17 protein-coding genes, 1 tRNA gene and 1 pseudogene are annotated in these 20033 nt (G+C 68.9%); 12 read left to right on the top strand and 7 right to left on the bottom strand.

The window, feature by feature from the left end:
• Together J7346_RS14025 and J7346_RS14020 are read left to right on the top strand one after the other, a co-directional pair.
• A pseudogene (locus J7346_RS14025) lies at positions 1 to 298 on the top strand (ABC transporter ATP-binding protein); the annotation flags it as partial.
• 48 nt (positions 299 to 346) lie between these two features.
• A tRNA-Leu gene (locus J7346_RS14020) sits at positions 347 to 431 on the top strand.
• 12 nt (positions 432 to 443) lie between these two features.
• On the opposite strand, the gene J7346_RS14015 is transcribed toward J7346_RS14020, so the two are convergent.
• From J7346_RS14015 to tpiA, 4 genes are all read right to left on the bottom strand, one after another.
• On the bottom strand, positions 444 to 1655 hold the full coding sequence (locus tag J7346_RS14015; protein ID WP_209120592.1) for a hypothetical protein: 1212 nt from the start codon (positions 1653 to 1655) through the stop codon (positions 444 to 446).
• Positions 1655 to 3307: a CTP synthase gene (locus J7346_RS14010; protein WP_209120591.1), complete on the bottom strand. Its 1653-nt coding sequence runs from the start codon at positions 3305 to 3307 to the stop codon at positions 1655 to 1657. Before J7346_RS14010 ends, J7346_RS14015 begins: the two co-directional genes overlap by 1 nt.
• Positions 3308 to 3406: 99 nt before the next feature.
• Positions 3407 to 3817 carry a preprotein translocase subunit SecG gene (secG, locus tag J7346_RS14005; RefSeq protein WP_209120590.1) on the bottom strand — a complete coding sequence of 137 codons (411 nt, stop codon included), beginning with the start codon at positions 3815 to 3817 and terminating at the stop codon, positions 3407 to 3409.
• A 99-nt stretch (positions 3818 to 3916) separates the two neighbouring features.
• A complete protein-coding gene (gene tpiA / locus J7346_RS14000; RefSeq protein ID WP_280636530.1) occupies positions 3917 to 4672 on the bottom strand; it encodes a triose-phosphate isomerase in 756 nt (251 codons plus the stop codon).
• Between the two features lie 113 nt (positions 4673 to 4785).
• On the opposite strand from tpiA, the gene J7346_RS13995 reads away from it, so the two are divergent.
• Positions 4786 to 6675, top strand: coding sequence for a peptidylprolyl isomerase (locus J7346_RS13995; RefSeq protein WP_209120588.1), 1890 nt, complete (start codon positions 4786 to 4788; stop codon positions 6673 to 6675).
• Entirely contained in the window at positions 6672 to 8183 is a 1512-nt protein-coding gene (trpE, locus tag J7346_RS13990; protein ID WP_209120587.1) for an anthranilate synthase component I, read from the top strand. Before J7346_RS13995 ends, trpE begins: the two co-directional genes overlap by 4 nt.
• On the opposite strand, the gene J7346_RS13985 is transcribed toward trpE, so the two are convergent.
• Complete coding sequence (locus J7346_RS13985; RefSeq protein WP_209120586.1) at positions 8169 to 8369, bottom strand: hypothetical protein; 201 nt, start codon at positions 8367 to 8369, stop codon at positions 8169 to 8171. The two genes, trpE and J7346_RS13985, sit on opposite strands and share 15 nt — an antisense overlap.
• Positions 8370 to 8471: 102 nt before the next feature.
• Here J7346_RS13985 and J7346_RS13980 point away from each other — a divergent pair, with 102 nt between their 5' ends.
• The 4 genes from J7346_RS13980 to lexA all read left to right on the top strand — a co-directional run bounded on the left by J7346_RS13980 (position 8472) and on the right by lexA (position 11685).
• Positions 8472 to 9062: an aminodeoxychorismate/anthranilate synthase component II gene (locus tag J7346_RS13980; RefSeq protein WP_209120585.1), complete on the top strand. Its 591-nt coding sequence runs from the start codon at positions 8472 to 8474 to the stop codon at positions 9060 to 9062.
• A 1-nt stretch (position 9063) separates the two neighbouring features.
• Positions 9064 to 10095, top strand: a complete 1032-nt coding sequence (trpD, locus tag J7346_RS13975) for an anthranilate phosphoribosyltransferase (RefSeq protein WP_209120584.1) — start codon at positions 9064 to 9066, stop codon at positions 10093 to 10095.
• On the top strand, positions 10092 to 10880 hold the full coding sequence (trpC, locus tag J7346_RS13970; RefSeq protein WP_209120583.1) for an indole-3-glycerol phosphate synthase TrpC: 789 nt from the start codon (positions 10092 to 10094) through the stop codon (positions 10878 to 10880). The genes trpD and trpC overlap by 4 nt, the downstream gene beginning before the upstream one ends.
• 112 nt (positions 10881 to 10992) lie before the next feature.
• Positions 10993 to 11685 (top strand): transcriptional repressor LexA, encoded by a 693-nt coding sequence (gene lexA / locus J7346_RS13965; protein ID WP_209120582.1) that lies wholly within the window; start codon positions 10993 to 10995, stop codon positions 11683 to 11685.
• Here the strand turns inward: lexA and J7346_RS13960 are convergent.
• Positions 11676 to 13844, bottom strand: coding sequence for a ComEC/Rec2 family competence protein (locus tag J7346_RS13960; protein ID WP_245157903.1), 2169 nt, complete (start codon positions 13842 to 13844; stop codon positions 11676 to 11678). The two genes, lexA and J7346_RS13960, sit on opposite strands and share 10 nt — an antisense overlap.
• A gap of 11 nt (positions 13845 to 13855) precedes the next feature.
• Between J7346_RS13960 and gltX the strand changes: the two genes are divergently transcribed.
• The 3 genes from gltX (at position 13856) to J7346_RS13945 (ending at position 19207) form a co-directional block, all read left to right on the top strand.
• Positions 13856 to 15250, top strand: coding sequence for a glutamate--tRNA ligase (gene gltX, locus J7346_RS13955; RefSeq protein ID WP_209120581.1), 1395 nt, complete (start codon positions 13856 to 13858; stop codon positions 15248 to 15250).
• An 86-nt stretch (positions 15251 to 15336) separates the two neighbouring features.
• Entirely contained in the window at positions 15337 to 16638 is a 1302-nt protein-coding gene (gltA, locus tag J7346_RS13950) for a citrate synthase (protein ID WP_209120580.1), read from the top strand.
• A gap of 160 nt (positions 16639 to 16798) precedes the next feature.
• Positions 16799 to 19207 (top strand): DUF305 domain-containing protein, encoded by a 2409-nt coding sequence (locus J7346_RS13945; protein WP_209120579.1) that lies wholly within the window; start codon positions 16799 to 16801, stop codon positions 19205 to 19207.
• On the opposite strand, the gene J7346_RS13940 is transcribed toward J7346_RS13945, so the two are convergent.
• Positions 19197 to 19475, bottom strand: coding sequence for a hypothetical protein (locus J7346_RS13940; RefSeq protein WP_209120578.1), 279 nt, complete (start codon positions 19473 to 19475; stop codon positions 19197 to 19199). The genes J7346_RS13945 and J7346_RS13940 overlap by 11 nt on opposite strands.
• Before the next feature lie 106 nt (positions 19476 to 19581).
• On the opposite strand from J7346_RS13940, the gene J7346_RS13935 reads away from it, so the two are divergent.
• Positions 19582 to 20033, top strand: a 452-nt coding sequence (locus J7346_RS13935; protein WP_209120577.1) for a transcriptional regulator, incomplete at its 3' end; no start/stop codon positions are given.

Genomic DNA, 20033 nt, shown 5'->3' with positions numbered 1-20033 from the left:
CGCCGCAACGCCCGCCCCCCAACCCTCGCCCGCCGCCAGCAAGTCTGGCGGGAGCAAGGACAAGACCCCCTCGCCCTCGACCCTGCGCCATGCCGCGAAGAAGGCCGAGGCCGAGATGGCGCGCCTGACCGATCAGCTGGCCCGCATCGACGACGATCTGGCCGAGGCCTCGGTCAACGATCCGTCGAAGCTCGAAGGCCTGACCCGCGCCCGCGCCAGGGCCCAGACCGCGCTGGACGAGGCCGAGGCCGCATGGCTGGCCGCCGAGGAAACCCTGGCCGCCGTCGAGGCCGGCTGACCCCTTCCCTCCCCGCGCCGAAATGGTCTAAGGCCACGCCAGAACCTGGCGGATGTGGCGGAACTGGTAGACGCACTGGATTTAGGTTCCAGCGCCGCGAGGCGTGGAGGTTCGAGTCCTCTCATCCGCACCAGCTTCGGCGGGCTCAGGCCTGGGCCGGGACTGCAAAGACCAGCACGATGACGGCCAGAGCGATCGCGCCCGCGTAGAGGGCTGCCCTGCCCTTCCTGCCGAGGCGCCAGGCCGACCACGCCGCCTGCACCGACTGCAGCGCGTAATAGAGCACGAAGGCCCGCGAGGCCCAGGTGATGATCTCGTAGATGTCGGAGGTCCAGACAATGGCGATGGCCGCTGCTGCCGTCACCACATTGCCCCAGCGCACCCGCACGCGGTGGCCCGAGACCTCATGCAGCAGGCCGCCCGCCCCGTTCATGTCGGCGACTGCCGCCGAAAGCTGGGACGCCAGCGCCGCCAGGATGATGGCCGGGGCGATGAGCATGCCGACGGGCCGCAGGATGTCGATGATCGCCGTCTCGCCCGCGCCCTGGCTTTCGCTGCCGGTGAAATGGCTGGTGATCAGCAGGAAGAAGACCAGATAGATGGCCGTGGCGATCCACTGGGCATGGCGCATGGTGCGGATGCGCATGGGGCCGTCATAGGCCGCACCGAGGAAGCGCGAGGTCTCAAAGCCCTGCACGAGGATGACCAGCCCCAGCAGGACGCGCAGGTCCTGCAGCCCGGCGTCGGGCACCGGGGCCGACCAAGCGAAGGTGCCGCCCTGGATGGCCAGCCAGGCCGCCACCGCAAGCGCCCCGAACAGGCCCAGGATCACGGCCAGCTTCAGGGCCACCGCGCTGCTCGCCAGCCGCTCCAGCCCGTTCAGTCCGAACAGCCCGCCGATCAGGCCGACCGAAGCGATGACCACTGTGGCGGCCGCCCGGATCCAGACCGGATCGGTGACCTCGCCCAGCCGCAGGCCAAAGGCGGCGAACAGGTGCAGGTAGTAGGCGACCGAGACGAAGTAGGCGAGCGCCAGCGTCAGCTCGGACGCGCGCTCCAGCCCCTTGATGCCCCGCGATCCGGGCTTGTCCAGCTCGGGCTCGACATGGCCGATGTTGTGCCGGATGGCCGAGCCGAACAGATAGCCGGCCGCGCAAAGGGCCAGCATGGCGGCAATGGCCAGATGCCCCGCCAGCGAGGCCAGCACCGGGCCGGCGACCAGAAAGCCCGAGCCGATGATCGAGGCCAGCGGCGTGACCGTCGCGCGCCAGCGACCCGACCTCAGCAGCCTGGGGTGAAACAGGGCCGCCGCAGCGACCAGACCGACGCCGATCAGGGCATAGTCGGCCGGTCCCATCAGACAAGTCGGCTTTGCACCACCGCCGCCTCGATGAAGCTGGCAAACAGCGGATGCGGCGCGAATGGCCGGCTCTTCAGCTCGGGGTGGTACTGCACCCCGATGAACCACGGATGGTCGGTGCGCTCGACGGTCTCGGGCAGGACGCCATCGGGCGACAGACCCGAGAAGATCAGCCCCGCATTCTCCTCGATCGCCTCGCGATAGTTGATGTTGACCTCATAGCGGTGGCGGTGCCGCTCGCTGATGTCGGTCGTGCCGTAGATATCGGCGATGCGTGAGCCGGCCTGGAGGGTCGAGTCATAGGCCCCCAGGCGCATGGTGCCACCGAGGTCGCCGTCGGCCTGGCGCAGGACTCGCTGGTTGCCCACGGTCCATTCGGTCATCAGGCCGACCACCGGCTCGTCCGCCGGGCCAAACTCGGTCGAGGAGGCGTCGGGGAAGCCGGCCAGGTGCCGCGCCGCCTCGATCACCGCCATCTGCATACCGAAGCAGATGCCGAAATAGGGAATGTTGCGCTCGCGGGCGAAGCGGGCCGCCTGGATCTTGCCCTCGGCGCCCCGCGCGCCGAAGCCGCCCGGCACCAAGATGGCGTGGGCGCCCTGCAGGCGGGCGTCACAGGCCTCGCGATCGCCCTCAAAGGTCTCGGCCTCGACCCAGTCGATGTTCACCTTGACGTTGTTGGCCACGCCGCCGTGATGCAGGGCCTCGATCAGCGACTTATAGGCATCCTTGAGGACGGTGTATTTGCCGACTACGGCGACCGTGACCTCGCCATCGGGCTGAAGGCGGCGACGGACAATCTCTTCCCAGCCGGTCAGATCGGGCGCGGGCGCGTCGTCGATGCCGAAGTGGGCCAGAACCTCGGCGTCCAGCCCCTCGCGGTGATAGTCCAGCGGCACCGCATAGATGTCGGCCGAGTCCATCGCCTGGATGACGCCCGACGGGCGCACATTGCAGAACTGGCCGATCTTGCGCTTCTCGTCGGCCGGGATGGGGTATTCGCTGCGGCACAGCAGGATGTCGGGCTGGATGCCGATCGACCGCAGCTCCTTGACCGAGTGCTGGGTCGGCTTGGTCTTCATCTCGCCGGCGGTCTTGATGAACGGCAGCAGCGTCAGGTGCACGAAGCACGACTGGCCGCGCGGCAGGTCCTGGCCCAACTGGCGGATCGCCTCAAAGAACGGCAGGCCCTCGATGTCGCCCACGGTCCCGCCGATCTCGACGAGCACGAAGTCGACCTCCTTGCCCTCGTCTGTCAGGGCGGGGGTCAGGCAGAACTGTTTGATCTGGTCAGTAACGTGCGGAATGACCTGGACGGTCGCGCCCAGATAATCGCCGCGCCGCTCCTTCTCGAGGATGGTCGAATAGATGCGGCCGGTAGTGATGTTGTCGGATTTGGCGGCGGACACGCCGGTGAAGCGCTCATAGTGGCCCAGGTCGAGGTCGGTCTCGGCGCCGTCATCGGTGACGAACACCTCGCCGTGCTGGTACGGGCTCATCGTGCCCGGGTCGACGTTCAGATAGGGGTCGAGCTTGCGCAGCCGAACGCTGTAGCCACGCGCCTGCAGAAGCGCGCCGAGAGCGGCGGAGGCGAGGCCTTTTCCCAATGAGGAAACCACGCCGCCAGTGATGAACACATAACGGGCCATGGGGGGTCACCTTAGCGTCGATTCGCGGCGCGCACAGGGGCGATCCTCTCGCGAGGACAAACGCCTGTTGAAAGCCGGGTACAGGTTGGCGGTCAGGCCCTATTGGGCGGCGGGTTCCGAAACGGCTTCGGCGTCGAGATCGTCCAGCGTCGGCGCGGCCGGAGCCTGTCCGGGCAGGGCGGTCGGCGGAGCGGCAGGCTGCACCTCCACTCCGTCGGCCTCGGTCGGGGCCGATTCCACCAGGGCGCCCACGGCATCGGCGTCCACCACCGAGCTGGAGCCACGCGAGATGTTGCCCGCCACCGTCAGGCCAATGGCCAGCAGGAAGAACAGGGTGGCCGCGATCCAGGTCGACTTGGTCAGCAGATTGCCCGCGCCGCGCGCCGTCATGAAGCCCGACGGCCCGCCCCCCATTCCGAGTGCGCCGCCTTCGGACCGCTGGAGCAGGACCAGCGCCGTCATGGCGAGCGAGACGATAATGATGGCGACGAGGAGAATTGTCTGGAGCATGGCCGCATCTATGTGTGGCGCGAGGCTGCGCCGATCAAGCGGCGGGCTCTATCATTCTTGTCCGGAGGGCGCAAACCCGATCGGACCGCCCGTGAGCCCTCAGGCCGCCTTGAGAATCCGGATGAAGTCGGCCGCCTTCAGCGAGGCGCCGCCCACCAGACCACCCCCGACGTCGGCGACCGCCAGAATATCGGCCGCATTGTCCGGCTTCATGGAGCCGCCGTACAGGATCGGGGCCTGTCGACCGCCGTCGCCCAGTCGTTCGACCAGGGCTGCGCGAATGGCGGCATGGACCTCGCCGATCTGCTCCAGGGTGGGGGTGAGGCCGGTGCCGATCGCCCAGATGGGCTCATAGGCAACGGCAAAGGCCCGGTCCTTGAGGCTGTCCGGCAGCGAGGCCCGCACCTGACCTGTGACGAAGGCCACGGCGTCCCCCGCCTCGCGCGTTTCCAGCGACTCGCCGACGCAGATGATCGGCTCAAGCCCGGCGCGCAGGGCCGCCTCGACCTTGGCGGCCACATCGGCATCCGTTTCGCCAAAGCCCTCGCGCCGCTCCGAGTGGCCCAGAATCACCAGCCTTGCCCCCGCATCGGCCAGCATCGGCGCCGAGACCGAGCCGGTGAAGGCGCCCGAATCCTTGTCGTGGCAGTCCTGTCCGCCCAGTTCGACGGCGCTGCCGCGCAGCTTCCATGCCATCTGGGCGATCAGGGTCGCCGGAGGGCAAAGGCCGACGCGCGCCTTGACCGGCTCGGCCTCGATCATCTGGCCAAGGGCGTGAGCTTCCTCAAGAGCCGGGGTCAGGCCGTTCATTTTCCAATTGCCGACGATCAGTTTCACGGGCGTTCCCACGGTCAGTTTTCGATGCAGATGACGGATGCGCCAAGCCAGCGTCTTGCCGCAAGGGGGCTGGTGCCCCTATACGCCGATAAAGCCCGTCGTGGGTACCTGCGCACTGCTCAAGGTTTGTCATGATCAGCCACTTCCGCAATTTCGCCAAGTCGCCGTGGGCCATCGGCCTGGTGGGGCTGATCATCCTCAGCTTCATGGTGCTGGGCGGCAGTCAGGCGGACATTTTCGCCTCGCTGGGGCCGCGCCATGTGGTGAAGGCCGGTGACCGCAGCCTGAGCCAGCAGGAGTTCCGCACCGACTTCGACAAGATCGTCAAGAACTATCAGGAGCAGACCGGCCAGCCCGTCACGGCCGAGGACCTGGTCAACCAGAACATCCACGTCCGCTATCTGGAAGGTAAGGTTCAGGAGCTGTCGTTCCAGAGCTGGGCCCACCGCGTCGGCATCCGGCCCGGCAAGGAGCTGATCCTTCAGCAGATCCGCCAGATCCCCGCCTTCTTCAACCAGATCACCGGCAAGTTCGACGAAGAATCCTACAAGACCGTCCTGCAGGGTGAAGGCCTGACGCCGGCCCAGCTGGAGGGCAATCTGCGCAATGAATATGCCCAGAACCACTTCGGCGCCTCGCTTTATGCCGCCGCCCGCGTCCCGCGCATCTACGGTGCCGTGATCGCCAATGGCGCGCTCGAGCGCCGCGATGGCCGATGGTTCGCCGTGACCCAGGCGATGGCCGGCAGTGCGCCCGCCCCGACCGACGAACAGCTGAATGCCTTCATGGCCGAGAACGCCGACCAGCTGCGCCGTCCGGAAACCCGCATCGCCTCGATCGTGCTGTTCGACAGCCCTCCGGGACAGGCCCCCGAGATCAGCGAAGAGGCCATCCAGGAGCGATTCGAGTTCCGCAAGGACGCCCTGTCGATCCCCGAACGCCGCACCTTCTCGGTCTATCCGGCGGCCAATGCCCAGGCGGCCGAGCGCATTTCCGCGGCGCTGAAAGCCGGCGAGAACCCCGGCGTCGAAGCCACCCCCTATTCGGAAACCCCGCGCAGCGCCGTGCCCGATCCGGCCGTGGCCGAGGCCGTGTTCGGCATGTCGGGGCCCGGCGTCTCGGGCCCGGTTCAGGGCCGCGTCGGCTTTGCCGTGGTCGAGGTGACCGCCATTCAGCCCGGTGAAGCCGCCACGCTGGACGGCGTGCGCGAGGCCATCGTCCAGGAGCTTCAGGGCGAAGCCGAGAAGGGCGCCGAGTTCGACCGGGTCAGCCGCTATGAGGCAGCCCGCAACAGCGGCAAATCGATGGAAGAGGCCGTCGAGGAAGTCGGCGCGCGCATCATCACCCTTCCTGCCTTCACCGAGCAGGGTGTCCGCGCCGATGGCAGCCAGATCAATGCGCCGCCGCAAATCTTCGAGACGGCCTGGCGCCTGCCCGAGGGCGGCATCAGCGACGTGATCGACGCCGGTCAGGGCCAGTATTTCGTCCTGCGCCTCGACAAGATCCGCCCGGCCTCCATGCCTGCGCTCGACGAAGTGCGCGACATTCTGGTGCGCGAGTGGACCGCCCGCGAGAACAGCCGTCTGCTCAGCGCCAAGGCCGAGGAACTGGCCGCGCGCGTCCGCGCCGGCGAGGACATCGCCGAGGTCGCCCGGTCGGCCGGCGCGACATTGATGTCCCGCGAGGGTGTCCTGCAGGATCAGGAAACCGTCGAGGCCATTGGCCAGGGCGTCGCCCAGGGCCTGTTCGGCCAGGCCAAGGGCCAGGTGTTCGTGCAGCCGCAAAGCCAGACCGCCTTTGCCGTCGGCGTCGTGGACGACGTTCGCGCCTCCGACCCGTCGATGGTCGCGCCGATCGCCGAGCGCGTTCGCCCGCGGGTCACCCAGGACGTGGTCAGCGGGATGGGCGAAAGCGCCATCGGCTGGACCCAGGCCCGTGCCAAGGCCAGCTATGATGTCGGCGCCGCGCGTCAGGCCCTCGGCCTGCCCGAGGAAGCCCCTGCCCCGGCCGGAGCTCAATGATCGACGAACGCGCGCCGGTCGACGCCGACGCATTTGCCCGGGCCTGGAATGCCGGTACGCCCCAGGTCGTCGTCCGTCGCCGGATCGACGACCTGGAGACCCCGGTCTCGGCCTATCTGAAGGTCGGTCAGGGCCGCCCCTACGCCTTCCTGCTCGAGTCCGTCGAAGGCGGCGCGGTCAAGGGCCGCTATTCGATCCTGACCCTTGATCCCGACGTCGTCTGGCGCTGCCGCGACGGACAGGCCGCCCTGTCGCGCGGGTCCGACATCGCCTCGGAGCGGTTCGTCGACGAGCCGGACGGCGCGCTCGTATCGCTGCGGCGCCTGATGGCCGCCAGCCGGTTCGACCTGCCCGCCGACCTGCCGCCCATGGCCGCGGGCCTGTTCGGGGCGTTCGGCTATGACATGGTGCGGCTACTGGAGCCGCTGGGCGAGGCCAACCCGGATCCGCTGGACCTGCCCGACGCCGTGCTGGCCCGGCCCTCTCTGGTCGCCATCTTCGATTCGGTCAGCCATGAGATCGTGCTGGTCGCCGCGGCCTATCCGGACGGGACGACCCCGGCGGATCAGGCCCTGTCGCAGGCAATCGCCCGGCTGGATGACTTTGAGACGCGCCTCGACCAGGGCCTGCCGCGTCCGCGCGCCGGGCCCCGCCCCGCGCCCGAGTTCCGCACCCGGGTCGACGGCCCGGCCTTTGACGGCATGGTCGACCGGGCCAAACGCTATATCGAGGCGGGCGATATCTTTCAGGTGGTGCTCAGCCACCGGCTGTCCGCCGAATGGACGCGCGATCCGTTCGCCTTCTACCGCTCGCTGCGGCGCCAGAACCCCTCGCCCTATCTGTTCTATCTGAACTTCGGCGGCTTCCAGATGGCGGGCTCCAGCCCCGAGATTCTGGTAAGGTTGAAGGACGGCGGGGTCACCATCCGCCCGCTGGCCGGCACCCGCCCGCGCGGCGCGGACGAGATCGAGGACAAGCGCCTCGAGACCGAACTGCTGGCCGACCCCAAGGAGCGGGCCGAGCACCTGATGCTGCTGGATCTGGGCCGCAACGACGTCGGCCGCGTAAGCCGCCCGGGCAGCGTCACCGTGACCGAGAGCTTCGTCGTCGAGCGCTACAGTCAGGTCATGCACATCGTCTCGAACGTGACCGGCGAGGCGGACCCCCGGCTCGACGCCGTAGACACCCTGCTGGCCGCCCTGCCCGCCGGCACCCTGTCAGGCGCGCCCAAGGTGCGGGCCATGGAGATCATCGACGAGCTCGAGACCGAAAAGCGCGGCATCGGCTATGGCGGCGGCGTCGGCTACATCTCGGCGGACGGTCAGGCCGACATCTGCATCGTGCTGCGCACCGCCCTGTTCACGCCCGGCCAGATCCATGTGCAGGCCGGTGCGGGCGTGGTGGCCGACAGCGATCCGGCTACCGAATATGCCGAGACCCTGGCCAAGGCGCGCGCGCCCATGCGGGCCGCCGCGGACGCCTGGAGATTCGTCTCAGGAAATGACTGAGGCGGTTGCGGCCGGGTCCTCGACCTGGACGCCCGGCCCCAGCACCACGGCTCCGGCCATCAGGATGGCGGCCGCCGCCAGCAGGGCCATCGCGGCCAGCGCGCCGACAGCCTGTTTGCGCGGCGCGGCGGTGCCCTGCCCGTCCAGCAGGCGGCGCGCTTCTGCAAGCTTGGGTGCGATGTCCATGGTCCGGCCTCCCTCAGTCGGCCCAGACCAGTCTGATTGGGTTAACGCGGGGTTTACGCTCCGCCGCTTGGCGCGCGCGTCCCGCCGCTCTAGAAGCCGCTCATGATCCTCGTCATCGACAACTACGACAGCTTCACCTGGAACCTCGTCCACTACCTGGCCGAGCTGGGTGTGGAGACGCGCGTGGTGCGCAATGACGAGCTGACCGTCGATCAGGCCCTGTCGGCCGGCGCGGAGGCGGTGCTGCTGTCGCCCGGCCCGTGCTCGCCCAATGAGGCGGGCATCTGTCTGTCGCTGATCGAGCAGGCGCCCGAGACCCTGCCCATACTTGGCGTCTGTCTGGGCCACCAGGCCATCGGCCAGATTTTCGGCGGCGAGGTCATCCGGGCCAAGGCGCTGATGCATGGCAAGACCTCGCCCATCCACCATGAGGGCCAGACCCTGTTTGCCGGCCTGCCGTCGCCGTTCACGGCCACGCGCTATCACTCGCTGGCCGTGCGCCGCGAGACCCTGCCCGATGTGCTGACCGTCACGGCCTGGACCGAGGACGGCGAGATCATGGGCCTAAGCCACGTCAGCCGCCCGATCCACGGCGTGCAGTTCCACCCCGAGTCGATCGCCACCGAGCACGGCCACGCCATGCTGGCCAACTTCCTCGACCTGGCGGGCGTGCGCCGCAAACAGGCGGCCTGAGATGTCGGACGGGTTCAAGGGGCTGCTGGCCCAGCTGATCGAGGGGCGGCCGCTGGCCGGGCCGGACGCCCAGGCCTTCTTCGCCGCCTGCCTTCGGGGCGAGCCGACCCCCGCCCAGGTCGCCGCCGCCGTCACCGCGCTCCGCATGCGCGGCGAGACGGTCGAGGAGATCGCGGCCTTCGCCACCGCCATGCGCGAGGCGGCGACGCCCTTCCCTGTGCCCTATCCGGTGATCGACACCTGCGGCACGGGCGGGGACGGACGCCATACCTGGAATGTCTCGACCGCCGCCGCCCTGGTGCTGGCGGGTGCGGGGCTGAAGGTCGCCAAGCACGGCAACCGGGCGCTGAGCTCAAAGTCCGGCTCGTCGGATGTGCTGGCGGCGCTGGGGGTCGATCTGATGGCCCCACCCGAGATCCAGCGGCGCGCGCTGGATCAGGCCGGCATCTGCTTCCTGTTCGCGCCCGCCTATCACGGCGCCATGCGCCACGTGGGCCCGATCCGCGCCGAGATCGGCTTCCGGACCGTCTTCAACCTGTTGGGCCCACTGTCGAATCCGGCAGGCGCGAAGCGTCAGGTGATGGGCGTCTATGACCCCGCCCTGCTGGAGCCGCTGGCCGAGGTGCTGGGGCGTCTGGGGGCCGAGCGCGCCTGGACCGTCCACGGCGAGGGGCTGGACGAACTGACCACCACAGGCCCGACCGAGGTGGCGGAGTGGCACGAGGGCAAGGTCCGCCGGTTCACCGTCACGCCCGAGGATGCCGGCCTGTCACGCGCCGATCCCGAGGCTCTGGTCGGTGGCGATGCCGAGGCCAATGCCCGGGCCCTGTCCGACCTGCTGGACGGCGCGCCGGGGGCCTATCGCGACATTGTGCTGCTGAATGCCGGGGCGGCGCTGGTGGTCGCGGACAAGGCCGAAACCCTGACCGAAGGCGTGGCGCTGGCCGCCCGGGCCATCGACGAGGGCGCCGCGCGGCTGGCCCTGACCCGCCTGTCCGCCATCAGCCACACCCGGCCGGAGCCGGACGCATGAGCGACGTGCTGGTCCGGATCGCCGCCTACAAGCGCGAGGACGTCGCCGCGCGAAAGGCCGCCCTGTCGCGGGCCGAGGTCGAGGCACGCGCCGCCGGGGCACCCGCCCCGCGCGGCTTCAAGGCTGCCCTGCTGGCCCGCCGGGCCACCGGCCGCCCCGGCCTGATCGCCGAGATCAAGAAGGCCAGTCCGTCGAAGGGCCTGATCCGCGAGGACTTCGATCCGCCCGCCCTCGCCCGCGCCTATGAACGCGGCGGCGCCGACTGTCTGTCGGTGCTGACCGACGGGCCCAGCTTTCAGGGCGACGACGCCTATCTGGTGGCCGCTCGGGAAGCGGTCAGCCTGCCCTGCCTGCGGAAGGACTTCCTTGTAGACCCCTGGCAGGTGGCCGAGAGCCGGGCGCTGGGCGCCGACTGCATCCTGATCATCATGGACATGGTGGACGACGCCCTCGCCGCCGACCTGCTGGCCGAGGCGCGCCGGTTCGGAATGGACGCCTTGGTCGAGACCCATGACGAGGCCGAAATGGCCCGCGCCGCCCGGCTGGGCGCCGACCTGATCGGGGTGAACAACCGGTCGCTGCGCACCTTCGAGGTCGACATCGCCACCTTCGCCCGGCTGGCCCCGCTGGCCCCTGAAGGCGCCACCCTCGTCGCCGAAAGCGGCCTGTTCACGCCTTGGGACGTAGCCACCGTCGCCCGCGCCGGCGCCGACGCCCTGCTGGTGGGCGAAAGCCTGATGCGGCAGGCGGATGTGGAGGCGGCGACAAGGGCGTTGATGGGGTGAGCCCACCCCGCTAACCGCTCCTTAACCAGAACACCTCACGAACACAGCATGGACGTTCGCGGTGTGTTCCGCTATTGTCCACAGGCGGAACAGATTCGGGTCAGAGGTCTCCATGCTCACGCGCAAACAGCACGAACTGCTCATGTTCATTCATGAGCGTATCCGCGAGACCGGGGTCTCTCCGTCGTTCGACGAGATGAAGGCGGCGCTGGACCTGGCGTCCAAGTCGGGCATTCACCGGCTGATCACGGCGCTGGAGGAGCGCGGCTTCATCCGCCGTCTGGCGCACCGGGCGCGGGCGCTCGAGGTCGTGAAACTGCCCGATCAGGCGGCCGCCCAGCCGGCCCGGGCGCGCGGACCGTTTGTGCCTGACGTCATCGAGGGCGGCGGTCGTCCCGCAGCCAACGCCAATGAGCCGGGCACGCGCGAACTGCCCCTGCTGGGCAAGATTGCCGCCGGTACGCCGATCGCGGCCATCCAGCACGAGCGCGACCGCATGGCGGTGCCCGAGGCTCTGCTGGGGGCCGGGGAACACTATCTGCTCGAGATCGAAGGCGATTCGATGATCGAGGCGGGCATTCTGAACGGCGACTATGCCATCATCCGCCAGGTCGACAGCGCCAGTAGCGGCGAGATCGTCGTGGCCCTGGTCGAGGACGAGGAAGCCACCCTGAAGCGCCTGCGCAAGAAGGGCGCCTCGATTGCGCTGGAGCCCGCCAACCGGGCCTATGAGACGCGCATCTTCGGCCCGGACCAGGTCAAGGTTCAGGGTCGTCTGGTCGGACTGATCCGCCGCTATTCCTGATAGTCCGGATCGCCCAGGCGATTCCATGGGCGGTCGCCCCGCGCGGTCGTTGACCACAGGGCGCGCCAGCCTGTCCCGGTGCGCCAAAGCTCGACACTGCCGCCCGTGGCATAGTCGCGCCCGTCCAGCACCAGACGCCCGGTGCAGGCGTCCGGCAGGGCGGGCAGCTCAACCCGCACACTGACCACCTCGGCCGAGCGGCACAGGTCGGCCAGCTGCTGGTCGTCCGGCGCGCGCCGGCCCCACCACAGGGCCAGCGGTCCCGGTGCGTCGGGCGCACAGTGGGTGCGCCCGCAGATCCAGCCCTCCCCTTCCCGGTCAACCGCCTCCAGCCCGCGCCGCCCCGACCAGACGTCTCGCGAAAAGCTGCCGACACGCCGCAGCATCAGGGCCTGATCCCCCGTGACGAGGGCCGCATTGCTGCCGGCCTCCGCAATCCACAGGTCGGGCGCAGGCGGGCGCGGCCAGACCAGCACCGCAGCGGCCAGAGGCAGGCCCAGCCAGCGCAGGCGGCCCCGCCACAGACAGATGAACAGGATGCCGACGAAGGCGACTGGAAGGGCGACTACCGGCGCGCTGGCTGTATGGATCACGGCACCGGGCAGGCGGGAAATCCACGAGCCGATGGCCATGATCGCCTCGATCCCCCATCCCGCCACCGTCAGGAAGGGGCCGCCAAGGCCGAAGGGCTGCAGCATGACGCCCAGGGCCAGCATGGGCATCATGACGAAGTCGGCGAGCGGCGAACTGAGCATATTGGCGGGCAGGCCGTAGACGGCGGTCCGGTTGAAATGCTGCATGGCAAAGGGGCTGGTCGCCATGCCAGCCACGAAGCTCGCCAGAATGGCCAGCCCGACCCAGGTGCCGGCCCGCTGGGCGATCAGGATCGGCAGCGGCACCTGGATCTCGCGCGGACGACGCGGCCAGCTTTCGGCCAGTGCGACGAGCGCCGCCGTGGCCGCGAACGACATCTGGAAGCCGGGCGTGACGATCGCCTCGGGCTGAAGCAGCAGGACGGCAAAGGCGGCGACCGCCAGGGCATTCATGCTGATGGCGGGCCGGTCGAGGATGATGGCGAGAAAGGCCACCGAGGCGGTGATCGCCGCGCGCTCGGCCGGAGGGGGCGCGCCCGATATGACCAGATAGGCGATGACGGCCGCCCAGCCGGCCCATGCCGCGACCTTCTTGCCCGGCACGCGCAGCACCAGCCAGGGCACGGCGGCGATGCCGAACCGGACGGCGAAGAAGACAAAGCCCCCGACGATGGCCATGTGCAGGCCCGAGATCGACAGGATGTGGATCAGGCCGGAGTCCCGCATGGTGTCGTAGGTCTCCTGCGCGATCCAGCTCTCGTGGCCGGTGGTCATGGCCGCCGCGACCCCGCCCTCGCGCGGGCCCAGCCGCTCGACCAGCCGCTCGGCCAGCCCGTAGCGGAACTGGTTGACTGCCATCCGCAGGCGGAGCGTCCAGGGCGGCGGCGGCAGGTCGATCCAGCGGGTCTGGCCCAGCTCGAATCCGACACCGCCCATGCTCTGGAACCAGGCCGTGCGGCCAAAGTCGTAGGCCCCGGGCGCCGCAGGACCGGGGGGCGGATTCAGGATGGCGAACACGCTGACCGCATCGCCGGGCCGGGGCACCTCGCCCCGCACCGTGACGCGCAGCCGTATGGGCGTCTCTTCCGGCGCCAGCCCCCTGACCCGGACCGGCGCGAGGATGACGCGCGCCCCGCGGGCCCCGGGACTGTCGACGTCCAGAACCCAGCCCTCGACCACCACCGGATCGCCGGTCGCCGGGGCGATGGGCGCAGCGACATTGTCCGACCTCAGCTTGGCCACCGACACCCCGGCCGCAAGGCAGGTCAGCAGCATCAGCGGCACGGTCACCGCGCGCCCGAACCGCTGATGGCGAGCGGCCCCCCACAGGCCGGCACAGAACAGGACCGCCAGCGCCAGCGGCCAGAGCGGCGGCTCTGTCTTGAGAACGAAATAGAGGCCGCAGCCCCCGCCGAAGGCCACGGGCGCCCACAACCGCCACCGATCGGTCTGGCAATCGACGGCCGTGCGCAGGCCCTGTATAGCCCACCGGCCAATTCGCCACGGCAGGCTGGGCAGCGGGCCCTCAGGGGGTATAAGGGCGGCCTCTTCCTGAACCTTGGCCAATCCCGTCCCCCTTGACCGATTCCCACGCCCCCACTGACGTCGTCACGCGCTTTGCTCCCTCTCCCACGGGATACCTCCACATTGGGGGTGCAAGAACAGCGCTTTTCAACTGGCTTTTTGCCCGGCACCACGGCGGGCGGTTCCTGATCCGCGTCGAGGACACCGATCGCGAGCGTTCGACCGAGACGGCGGTGAAGGCGATTTTCGACGGTCTGGACTGGCTGGGCCTGACCGCTGACGCCTCGCCCGTTTTCCAGCACGCCCGCGCCGACCGCCACCGCGAGGTTGTCGATACCCTAGTCGAGACCGGCCATGCCTATCGCGACTGGACCTCTAACGAAGAGACCGGCCGCCTGCGCGACGAGGCCAAGGCCGAAAAGCGCGCCTTTGTCTCGCCCTGGCGCGACCGTGACCCGGCCGAAGGCGACCCGGCCCAGCCCCACGTCGTGCGCTTTCGCCGCCCGATAGAGCAGAGCGTCGAGATCGCCGACGCCGTCCAGGGCACGGTTCGCTGGCGCGCCGAGGATCTGGACGACCTGGTCCTGCTCCGCTCGGATGGAAATCCGACGTATAATCTGGCGGTTGTAGCCGACGACCACGACATGGGCGTGACCCATGTGATCCGCGGCGACGACCACCTGAACAATGCCGCGCGTCAGGCCCTGATCTATGACGCCTTGGGCTGGACCCGCCCGGTGTTCGCCCACATCCCGCTGATCCACGGCCCGGACGGCGCCAAGCTGTCCAAGCGCCACGGCGCCCAGGCCGTCCACGAATATGCCGACATGGGCTACCTGCCCGAGGCCATGCGCAACTATCTGGCCCGCCTCGGCTGGGCCCATGGCGATGACGAACTGTTCGACGACGCTCAGGCGATCGAGTGGTTTGGCCTCTCTGGGATCAACAAGGCCCCGGCCCGGCTGGACTTCGCCAAGCTGGCCCATGTGAACGCCCACTGGATCCGTCAGGCAGAGGTGTCGCGGCTGGTCGATCTGGTCGCCCGGGACGAAACGGAAAAGCCGCGTCTGGCCCGCGCCCTGCCCCACATCCGCGATCGGGCCACGACCCTCATCGAGCTGCGAGACCAGGCGGGCTTTGCCCTGATGGATCGCCCGATCGTGATCTCCGACAAGGCGCGTGGCCAGTTGACCGAGGACGCGACCGCGCGCCTTTCGCGCCTTCGGCCTGTGCTGGCCGATCAGACCGACTGGTCGGTGGACGCCCTTGATTCCACGCTGAAAACCTTTGCCGAGAGCGAAGGGGTTGGCTTTGGCAAGATCGGTCCGGCGCTGCGCGCGGCCTTGACGGGAGGGGCTGCCTCTCCCGATATCGCACGCACACTGGCCTCAATATCGCGGGAAGACGCCCTCGGTCGCTTGGATGATGCGCTGCAACATACTAAGTGAACGGCCATAACTCATTTGCGGATCGCGACTCCTAAGCGGTTCGCCCCGGTCGGGGGCACCCGGTCGGCATGCACACAGGGACGCAGATGACCAACACCACCTCCCCGACCGGCACGGCCACCCTTACCTATGGCGACAAGAGCGTAGACCTGCCGGTGCTGTCGGGCTCGACCGGACCGGACGTCATCGACATCCGCAAACTGTACGGTGCCACAGACGCCTTCACCTATGACCCGGGCTTCACCTCGACGGCGGCCTGCGAAAGCGCCCTGACCTTCATCGATGGCGACAAGGGCGTGCTGCTGCACCGCGGCTATCCGATCGACCAGCTGGCCTCCAAGTCGAACTTCGTCGAGGTCTGCCACCTGCTGCTGCGCGGCGAGCTGCCGACGGCCGAGCAATATGCGGCCTTCGAGAACAGCGTGACCATGCACACCATGCTGCACTCGCAGTTTGATCGCTTCTTCGAGGGCTTCCGTCGCGACGCCCACCCGATGGCCATCATGGTCGGCACGGTCGGCGCCCTGTCGGCCTTCTATCACGACAGCCTGGACATCCATGATCCGGTGCAGCGCAACATCTCGGCCATCCGCCTGATCGCCAAGATGCCGACCATTGCGGCCCGCGCCTACAAATACTCGGTCGGCCAGCCGTTCGTCTCGCCGCGCAACGACCTCAGCTATTCGGAAAACTTCCTGCGGATGTGCTTCGCCGTCCCGGCCGAGGACTATGAGGTCAATCCGGTGCTGGCCAAGGCCATGGACCGCATCTTCATCCTGCACGCCGACCACGAGCAGAACGCCTCGACCTCGACGGTTCGTCTGGCCGGCTCGTCGGGCGCCAATCCGTTCGCCTGTATCGCCGCGGGCATCGCCTGCCTGTGGGGCCCGTCGCACGGCGGCGCCAACGAAGAGGCGCTGAACATGCTGAAAGAGATCGGCACCCCGGACAAGATTCCGGAGTTCATCCAGGGCGTGAAGGACAAGAAGTACAAGCTGATGGGCTTCGGCCACCGCGTGTACAAGAACTACGACCCGCGCGCGAAGGTCATGCAGGAAAGCGCCCACGAGGTGCTGAAGGCCGTTGGCGATCCGAACGATCCGCTGCTGCAGGTCGCCATGGAGCTGGAGAAGGTCGCGCTGAACGACGAGTACTTCATCGAGCGCAAGCTGTTCCCGAACGTCGACTTCTATTCGGGCATCACCCTGTCGGCCATGGGCTTCCCGACCACCATGTTCACCGTGCTGTTCGCCCTCGCGCGCACCGTGGGCTGGATCGCCCAGTGGCAGGAGATGATGGAGGATCCGTCGCAGAAGATCGGCCGTCCGCGCCAGCTGTACACGGGCCCCACCACCCGCGACTACACCCCGATCGAACAACGGGGCTGATCCCGAACCGAGCCCGCCCCGGACAGATCATGACCTTGAAGGGGCGTAGCGCAGGCTGCGCCCCTTTTCGTTGGCGGACACCCTGACGCAGTTCCGGTGCTTTGGTTGGGGGGAACCCCGTGCTAGCCGTAAGGGATTGTCACATTCCTGGAGGCTTCCCTTGCAGAATTCCGGCGCGTCGATCCGCAAATTCCTGGGGGCATCCGCCGCCATGGGCATCGTCCTGTTCGCCACGGGCGCCCTTGCCCAGGAAGCCCCGCTGATCCAGCCGGGTGCCCCCGGCGAGGCCAGCCGCGCGCTGGAGGGGCGCGAAGCGGCGCGGATCGCCGACAACCGCTATTCGGCCGACGACGTCGCCTTCATGCAGGGCATGATCGTCCACCATGGACAGGCGGTCGAGATGGCGATGCTGGCGCCCGAGCGGACCAACACCCCGGCCATCCGCGATCTGGCGGCCCGCGTACTGGCCTCGCAGGAAGACGAGATGGCCTTCATGCGCGGGTGGCTGACCGAGCGTGGCGAGGCGGCGCCGATGACCGGGGCCATGGACCATTCGGCGCATGGCGGCATGGATCACTCCGCCCACGCCAGCCACGCCGGCATGCCGGGCATGGCCTCGCCCGAGCAGATGGCACGCCTGGCCGCCGCCACCGGGCCCGAGTTCGACCGCCTGTTCCTCGAGCTGATGATCCCCCACCACGAGGGCGCGCTGACCATGGTGTCGACCCTGCTGTCGCGCCCGGGCTCCGCCTATGACCCGATCCTGTTCCGCTTCATCAATGACCTGACCAATGAGCAGCAGGCCGAGATCAACCGGATGACGGGGCTGCTGCGCGCGGCCTCGCCCGACCCCCGGACCAATCTGCGCGCCGGCTTCCGTGATGCCGAACAGGCGGCCAGCAACATGCAGCTGATCGCCAGCCTGCCCAAGCCGACCGGCTTCTTCGACCCCACCAACCCCGCCGGGCTGCCGCCGCAGGTCGGAGACCAGACGGGCCGTCGCTCGCCCTTCCTCAGCTTCTCCAACACCGACATGGCCTTCCAGGGCGACCTGCTGGCGGTCGGCAACTATCACGGCATCAATCTGTATCGCCTGACGGACGCGCCCGAGCCGCAGCTGATCAGCTCGATCGTCTGCCCCGGCGGACAGGGCGACGTGTCGCTCTATGGCAATCTGATGCTGATGTCGGTGGAGTCGACCAACGGCCGCGTGGATTGCGGCCGCGAGGGCGTCGGGCCCGGTGCCAGCCCGGACCGCTTCCGGGGCCTGCGGATTTTCGACATCACCGATCCGCTGCGCCCGATCCAGGTCGGACAGGTCCAGACCTGCCGCGGCTCGCACACCCACACCGTCGTGGCGTCCGACGAGCGGCGCCTGATCGTCTATAACTCGGGCACCGCCAGCGTGCGCGACGAGGCCGAGCTGGCCGGCTGCGTGGTCGGCACGCCGGGCGATGAGCGCACTGCCCTGTTCCGGGTGGACGTGATCGAGATCCCGCTGGCCGATCCGTCGCGGTCACGCATCATCGACAGCCCCGCTGTCTTTGCCGATGCCGAAACCGGCGAGATCGCCGGCCTGTGGCGCGGGGGCGACCACGGTCCGGGCACCCAGACCACCCGCCAGACCGACCACTGCCACGACATCACCATCTTCCCGACGCGCAGCATCGCCGCGGGCGCCTGCGCGGGCAACGGCGTGCTGTTCGACGTGTCCGATCCGCGCGCGCCGAAGCGCATCGATGCGGTGGTCGACGAGGGCTTTGCCTACTGGCACTCGGCGACCTTCAACAATGACGCGACCAAGGTGCTGTTCACCGATGAATGGGGCGGCGGCGGACGGCCGCGCTGCCGGGTGCAGGACCCCATGACCTGGGGTGCCAACGCCATCTATGACATCGTCGACGGCCAGCTGGAGTTCCGCAGCTACTACAAGCTGCCGGCCGCCCAGACCGAGCTGGAGAACTGCGTCGCCCACAACGGCTCTCTGATCCCGGTGCCGGGACGCGACCTGTTCGTTCAGGCCTGGTACCAGGGTGGGCTGTCGATCAGCGACTTCACCAACTCCTCGGCGCCGTTCGAGATCGCCTACTTCGACCGTGGTCCGGTGAATGCCGAGCGCCAGGGATCGGGCGGCTACTGGTCGGTCTACTGGTACAATGGCCGGGTCTATGGCTCGGAAATCGGACGTGGCCTCGACGTCTTCACCCTGACGCCCAGCGAATATCTGACGGCCAATGAGATCGCCGCCGCCGCCCTCGCCGACGAAGGCGGGACGGTCAATCCGCAGCAGCAGTACCCGGTCAGCTGGCCGGCGCATCCCGTCGTCGGTCGCGCCTATCTGGACCAGTTCGCGCGCGATGGCGGACTGGATGCGGGTCTGGCCGCGCGGGTGACGGCAGCGCTGGACCGGGCCGAACCGCTGGTGGAGGGCAACCGCAAGGACCCCGCACTCGCCCGCGACCTGCTGGCGCTGGCCGGTGAGATCGACCCGTCGGGAACCGATCAGGCCGCCAAGCGCCGCGCCGGCCTGCGCGACACCCTGACCGGAATCGCCACCCTCATCCGCTGAGACGGCGATACAGAAGCGCGCCCGTGTCCGGGTCCTCGGCCGTGAGCACCTCGGCCGAGGACAGGGCGGCGACGGGCGCCGTCGGCACGCGCGGGGACAGGTTGACCGTCAGGTGCTCCCACTCGGCGGAATAGCCCATGCCCCAGGCGCAGTTGTGGGCCACTACCTCGCGCCCGCCGCGCAGCTTCAGCCGGGTCGCCCGGCCGCGACGCTGGCCCAGCAGGCGGACCAGGCCGGCCCCCTGCCCCGGCAGGATCAGATCGACCATGATGCCCTCGCTTCCCTGTTTTGCTCCATTGCCTTTGCTCCCGCGTTGGTGGACGCTGGCAGGGTGAGGCGTCTGCCCCTGAGCGGCATGAGCGACGGCTGAGGGTTTGCTGAAATTGACGACGGACGGCCTTCGCTTCGGTGCCTTCACCCTCGACCCCGTGAATCGTCGGCTGATGCAGGACGGCGCGCCGGTCGAGATCAGCGCCCGGTATCTCGACGCCCTGATCCTGATGGTCGAGCGTCCTGGTCAGCTGGTGACCAAGGACCAGTTCCTCGACCAGGTGTGGCGCGGCATTCCGGTCACCGACGAAGCCCTGACGCAGTGCATCCGCACCCTGAGAAAGCAGCTGGGCGATACGGCCGGGCGGCCGACCTATATCGAGACTGTGCCCAAGCACGGCTATCGCTTCATCGCCCCTGTCGCGGCGGCCGAGCCCGCGTCAGGCGACCCGCCTGTCGTTCAGGCGGCGCCTGGCCCCGCCGATGATGCGTGGGACGCGAAGCGCACTCTTTTGCTGGGCGGGGCCGGTGTGCTGGGGGGCGGACTGGCGGGGGT

The sequence above is a fragment of the Brevundimonas sp. A19_0 genome (genome assembly GCF_017744255.1).
Taxonomy (GTDB): Bacteria; Pseudomonadota; Alphaproteobacteria; order Caulobacterales; family Caulobacteraceae; genus Brevundimonas.
This window is presented reverse-complemented; position numbering and strand designations above follow the sequence as displayed.

What these genes read in the sequence shown, in the direction of transcription:
- J7346_RS14010 (WP_209120591.1), bottom strand. Translation starts at nt 3,307, where the DNA reads ATGGCCCGTTATGTGTTCATCACTGGCGGCGTGGTTTCCTCATTGGGA.
- J7346_RS14015 (WP_209120592.1), bottom strand. Translation starts at nt 1,655, where the DNA reads ATGGGACCGGCCGACTATGCCCTGATCGGCGTCGGTCTGGTCGCTGCG.
- lexA (WP_209120582.1), top strand. Translation starts at nt 10,993, where the DNA reads ATGCTCACGCGCAAACAGCACGAACTGCTCATGTTCATTCATGAGCGT.
- trpD (WP_209120584.1), top strand. Translation starts at nt 9,064, where the DNA reads ATGTCGGACGGGTTCAAGGGGCTGCTGGCCCAGCTGATCGAGGGGCGG.
- J7346_RS13980 (WP_209120585.1), top strand. Translation starts at nt 8,472, where the DNA reads ATGATCCTCGTCATCGACAACTACGACAGCTTCACCTGGAACCTCGTC.
- J7346_RS13995 (WP_209120588.1), top strand. Translation starts at nt 4,786, where the DNA reads ATGATCAGCCACTTCCGCAATTTCGCCAAGTCGCCGTGGGCCATCGGC.
- trpC (WP_209120583.1), top strand. Translation starts at nt 10,092, where the DNA reads ATGAGCGACGTGCTGGTCCGGATCGCCGCCTACAAGCGCGAGGACGTC.
- J7346_RS13985 (WP_209120586.1), bottom strand. Translation starts at nt 8,369, where the DNA reads ATGGACATCGCACCCAAGCTTGCAGAAGCGCGCCGCCTGCTGGACGGG.
- trpE (WP_209120587.1), top strand. Translation starts at nt 6,672, where the DNA reads ATGATCGACGAACGCGCGCCGGTCGACGCCGACGCATTTGCCCGGGCC.
- secG (WP_209120590.1), bottom strand. Translation starts at nt 3,817, where the DNA reads ATGCTCCAGACAATTCTCCTCGTCGCCATCATTATCGTCTCGCTCGCC.
- gltA (WP_209120580.1), top strand. Translation starts at nt 15,337, where the DNA reads ATGACCAACACCACCTCCCCGACCGGCACGGCCACCCTTACCTATGGC.
- J7346_RS13940 (WP_209120578.1), bottom strand. Translation starts at nt 19,475, where the DNA reads ATGGTCGATCTGATCCTGCCGGGGCAGGGGGCCGGCCTGGTCCGCCTG.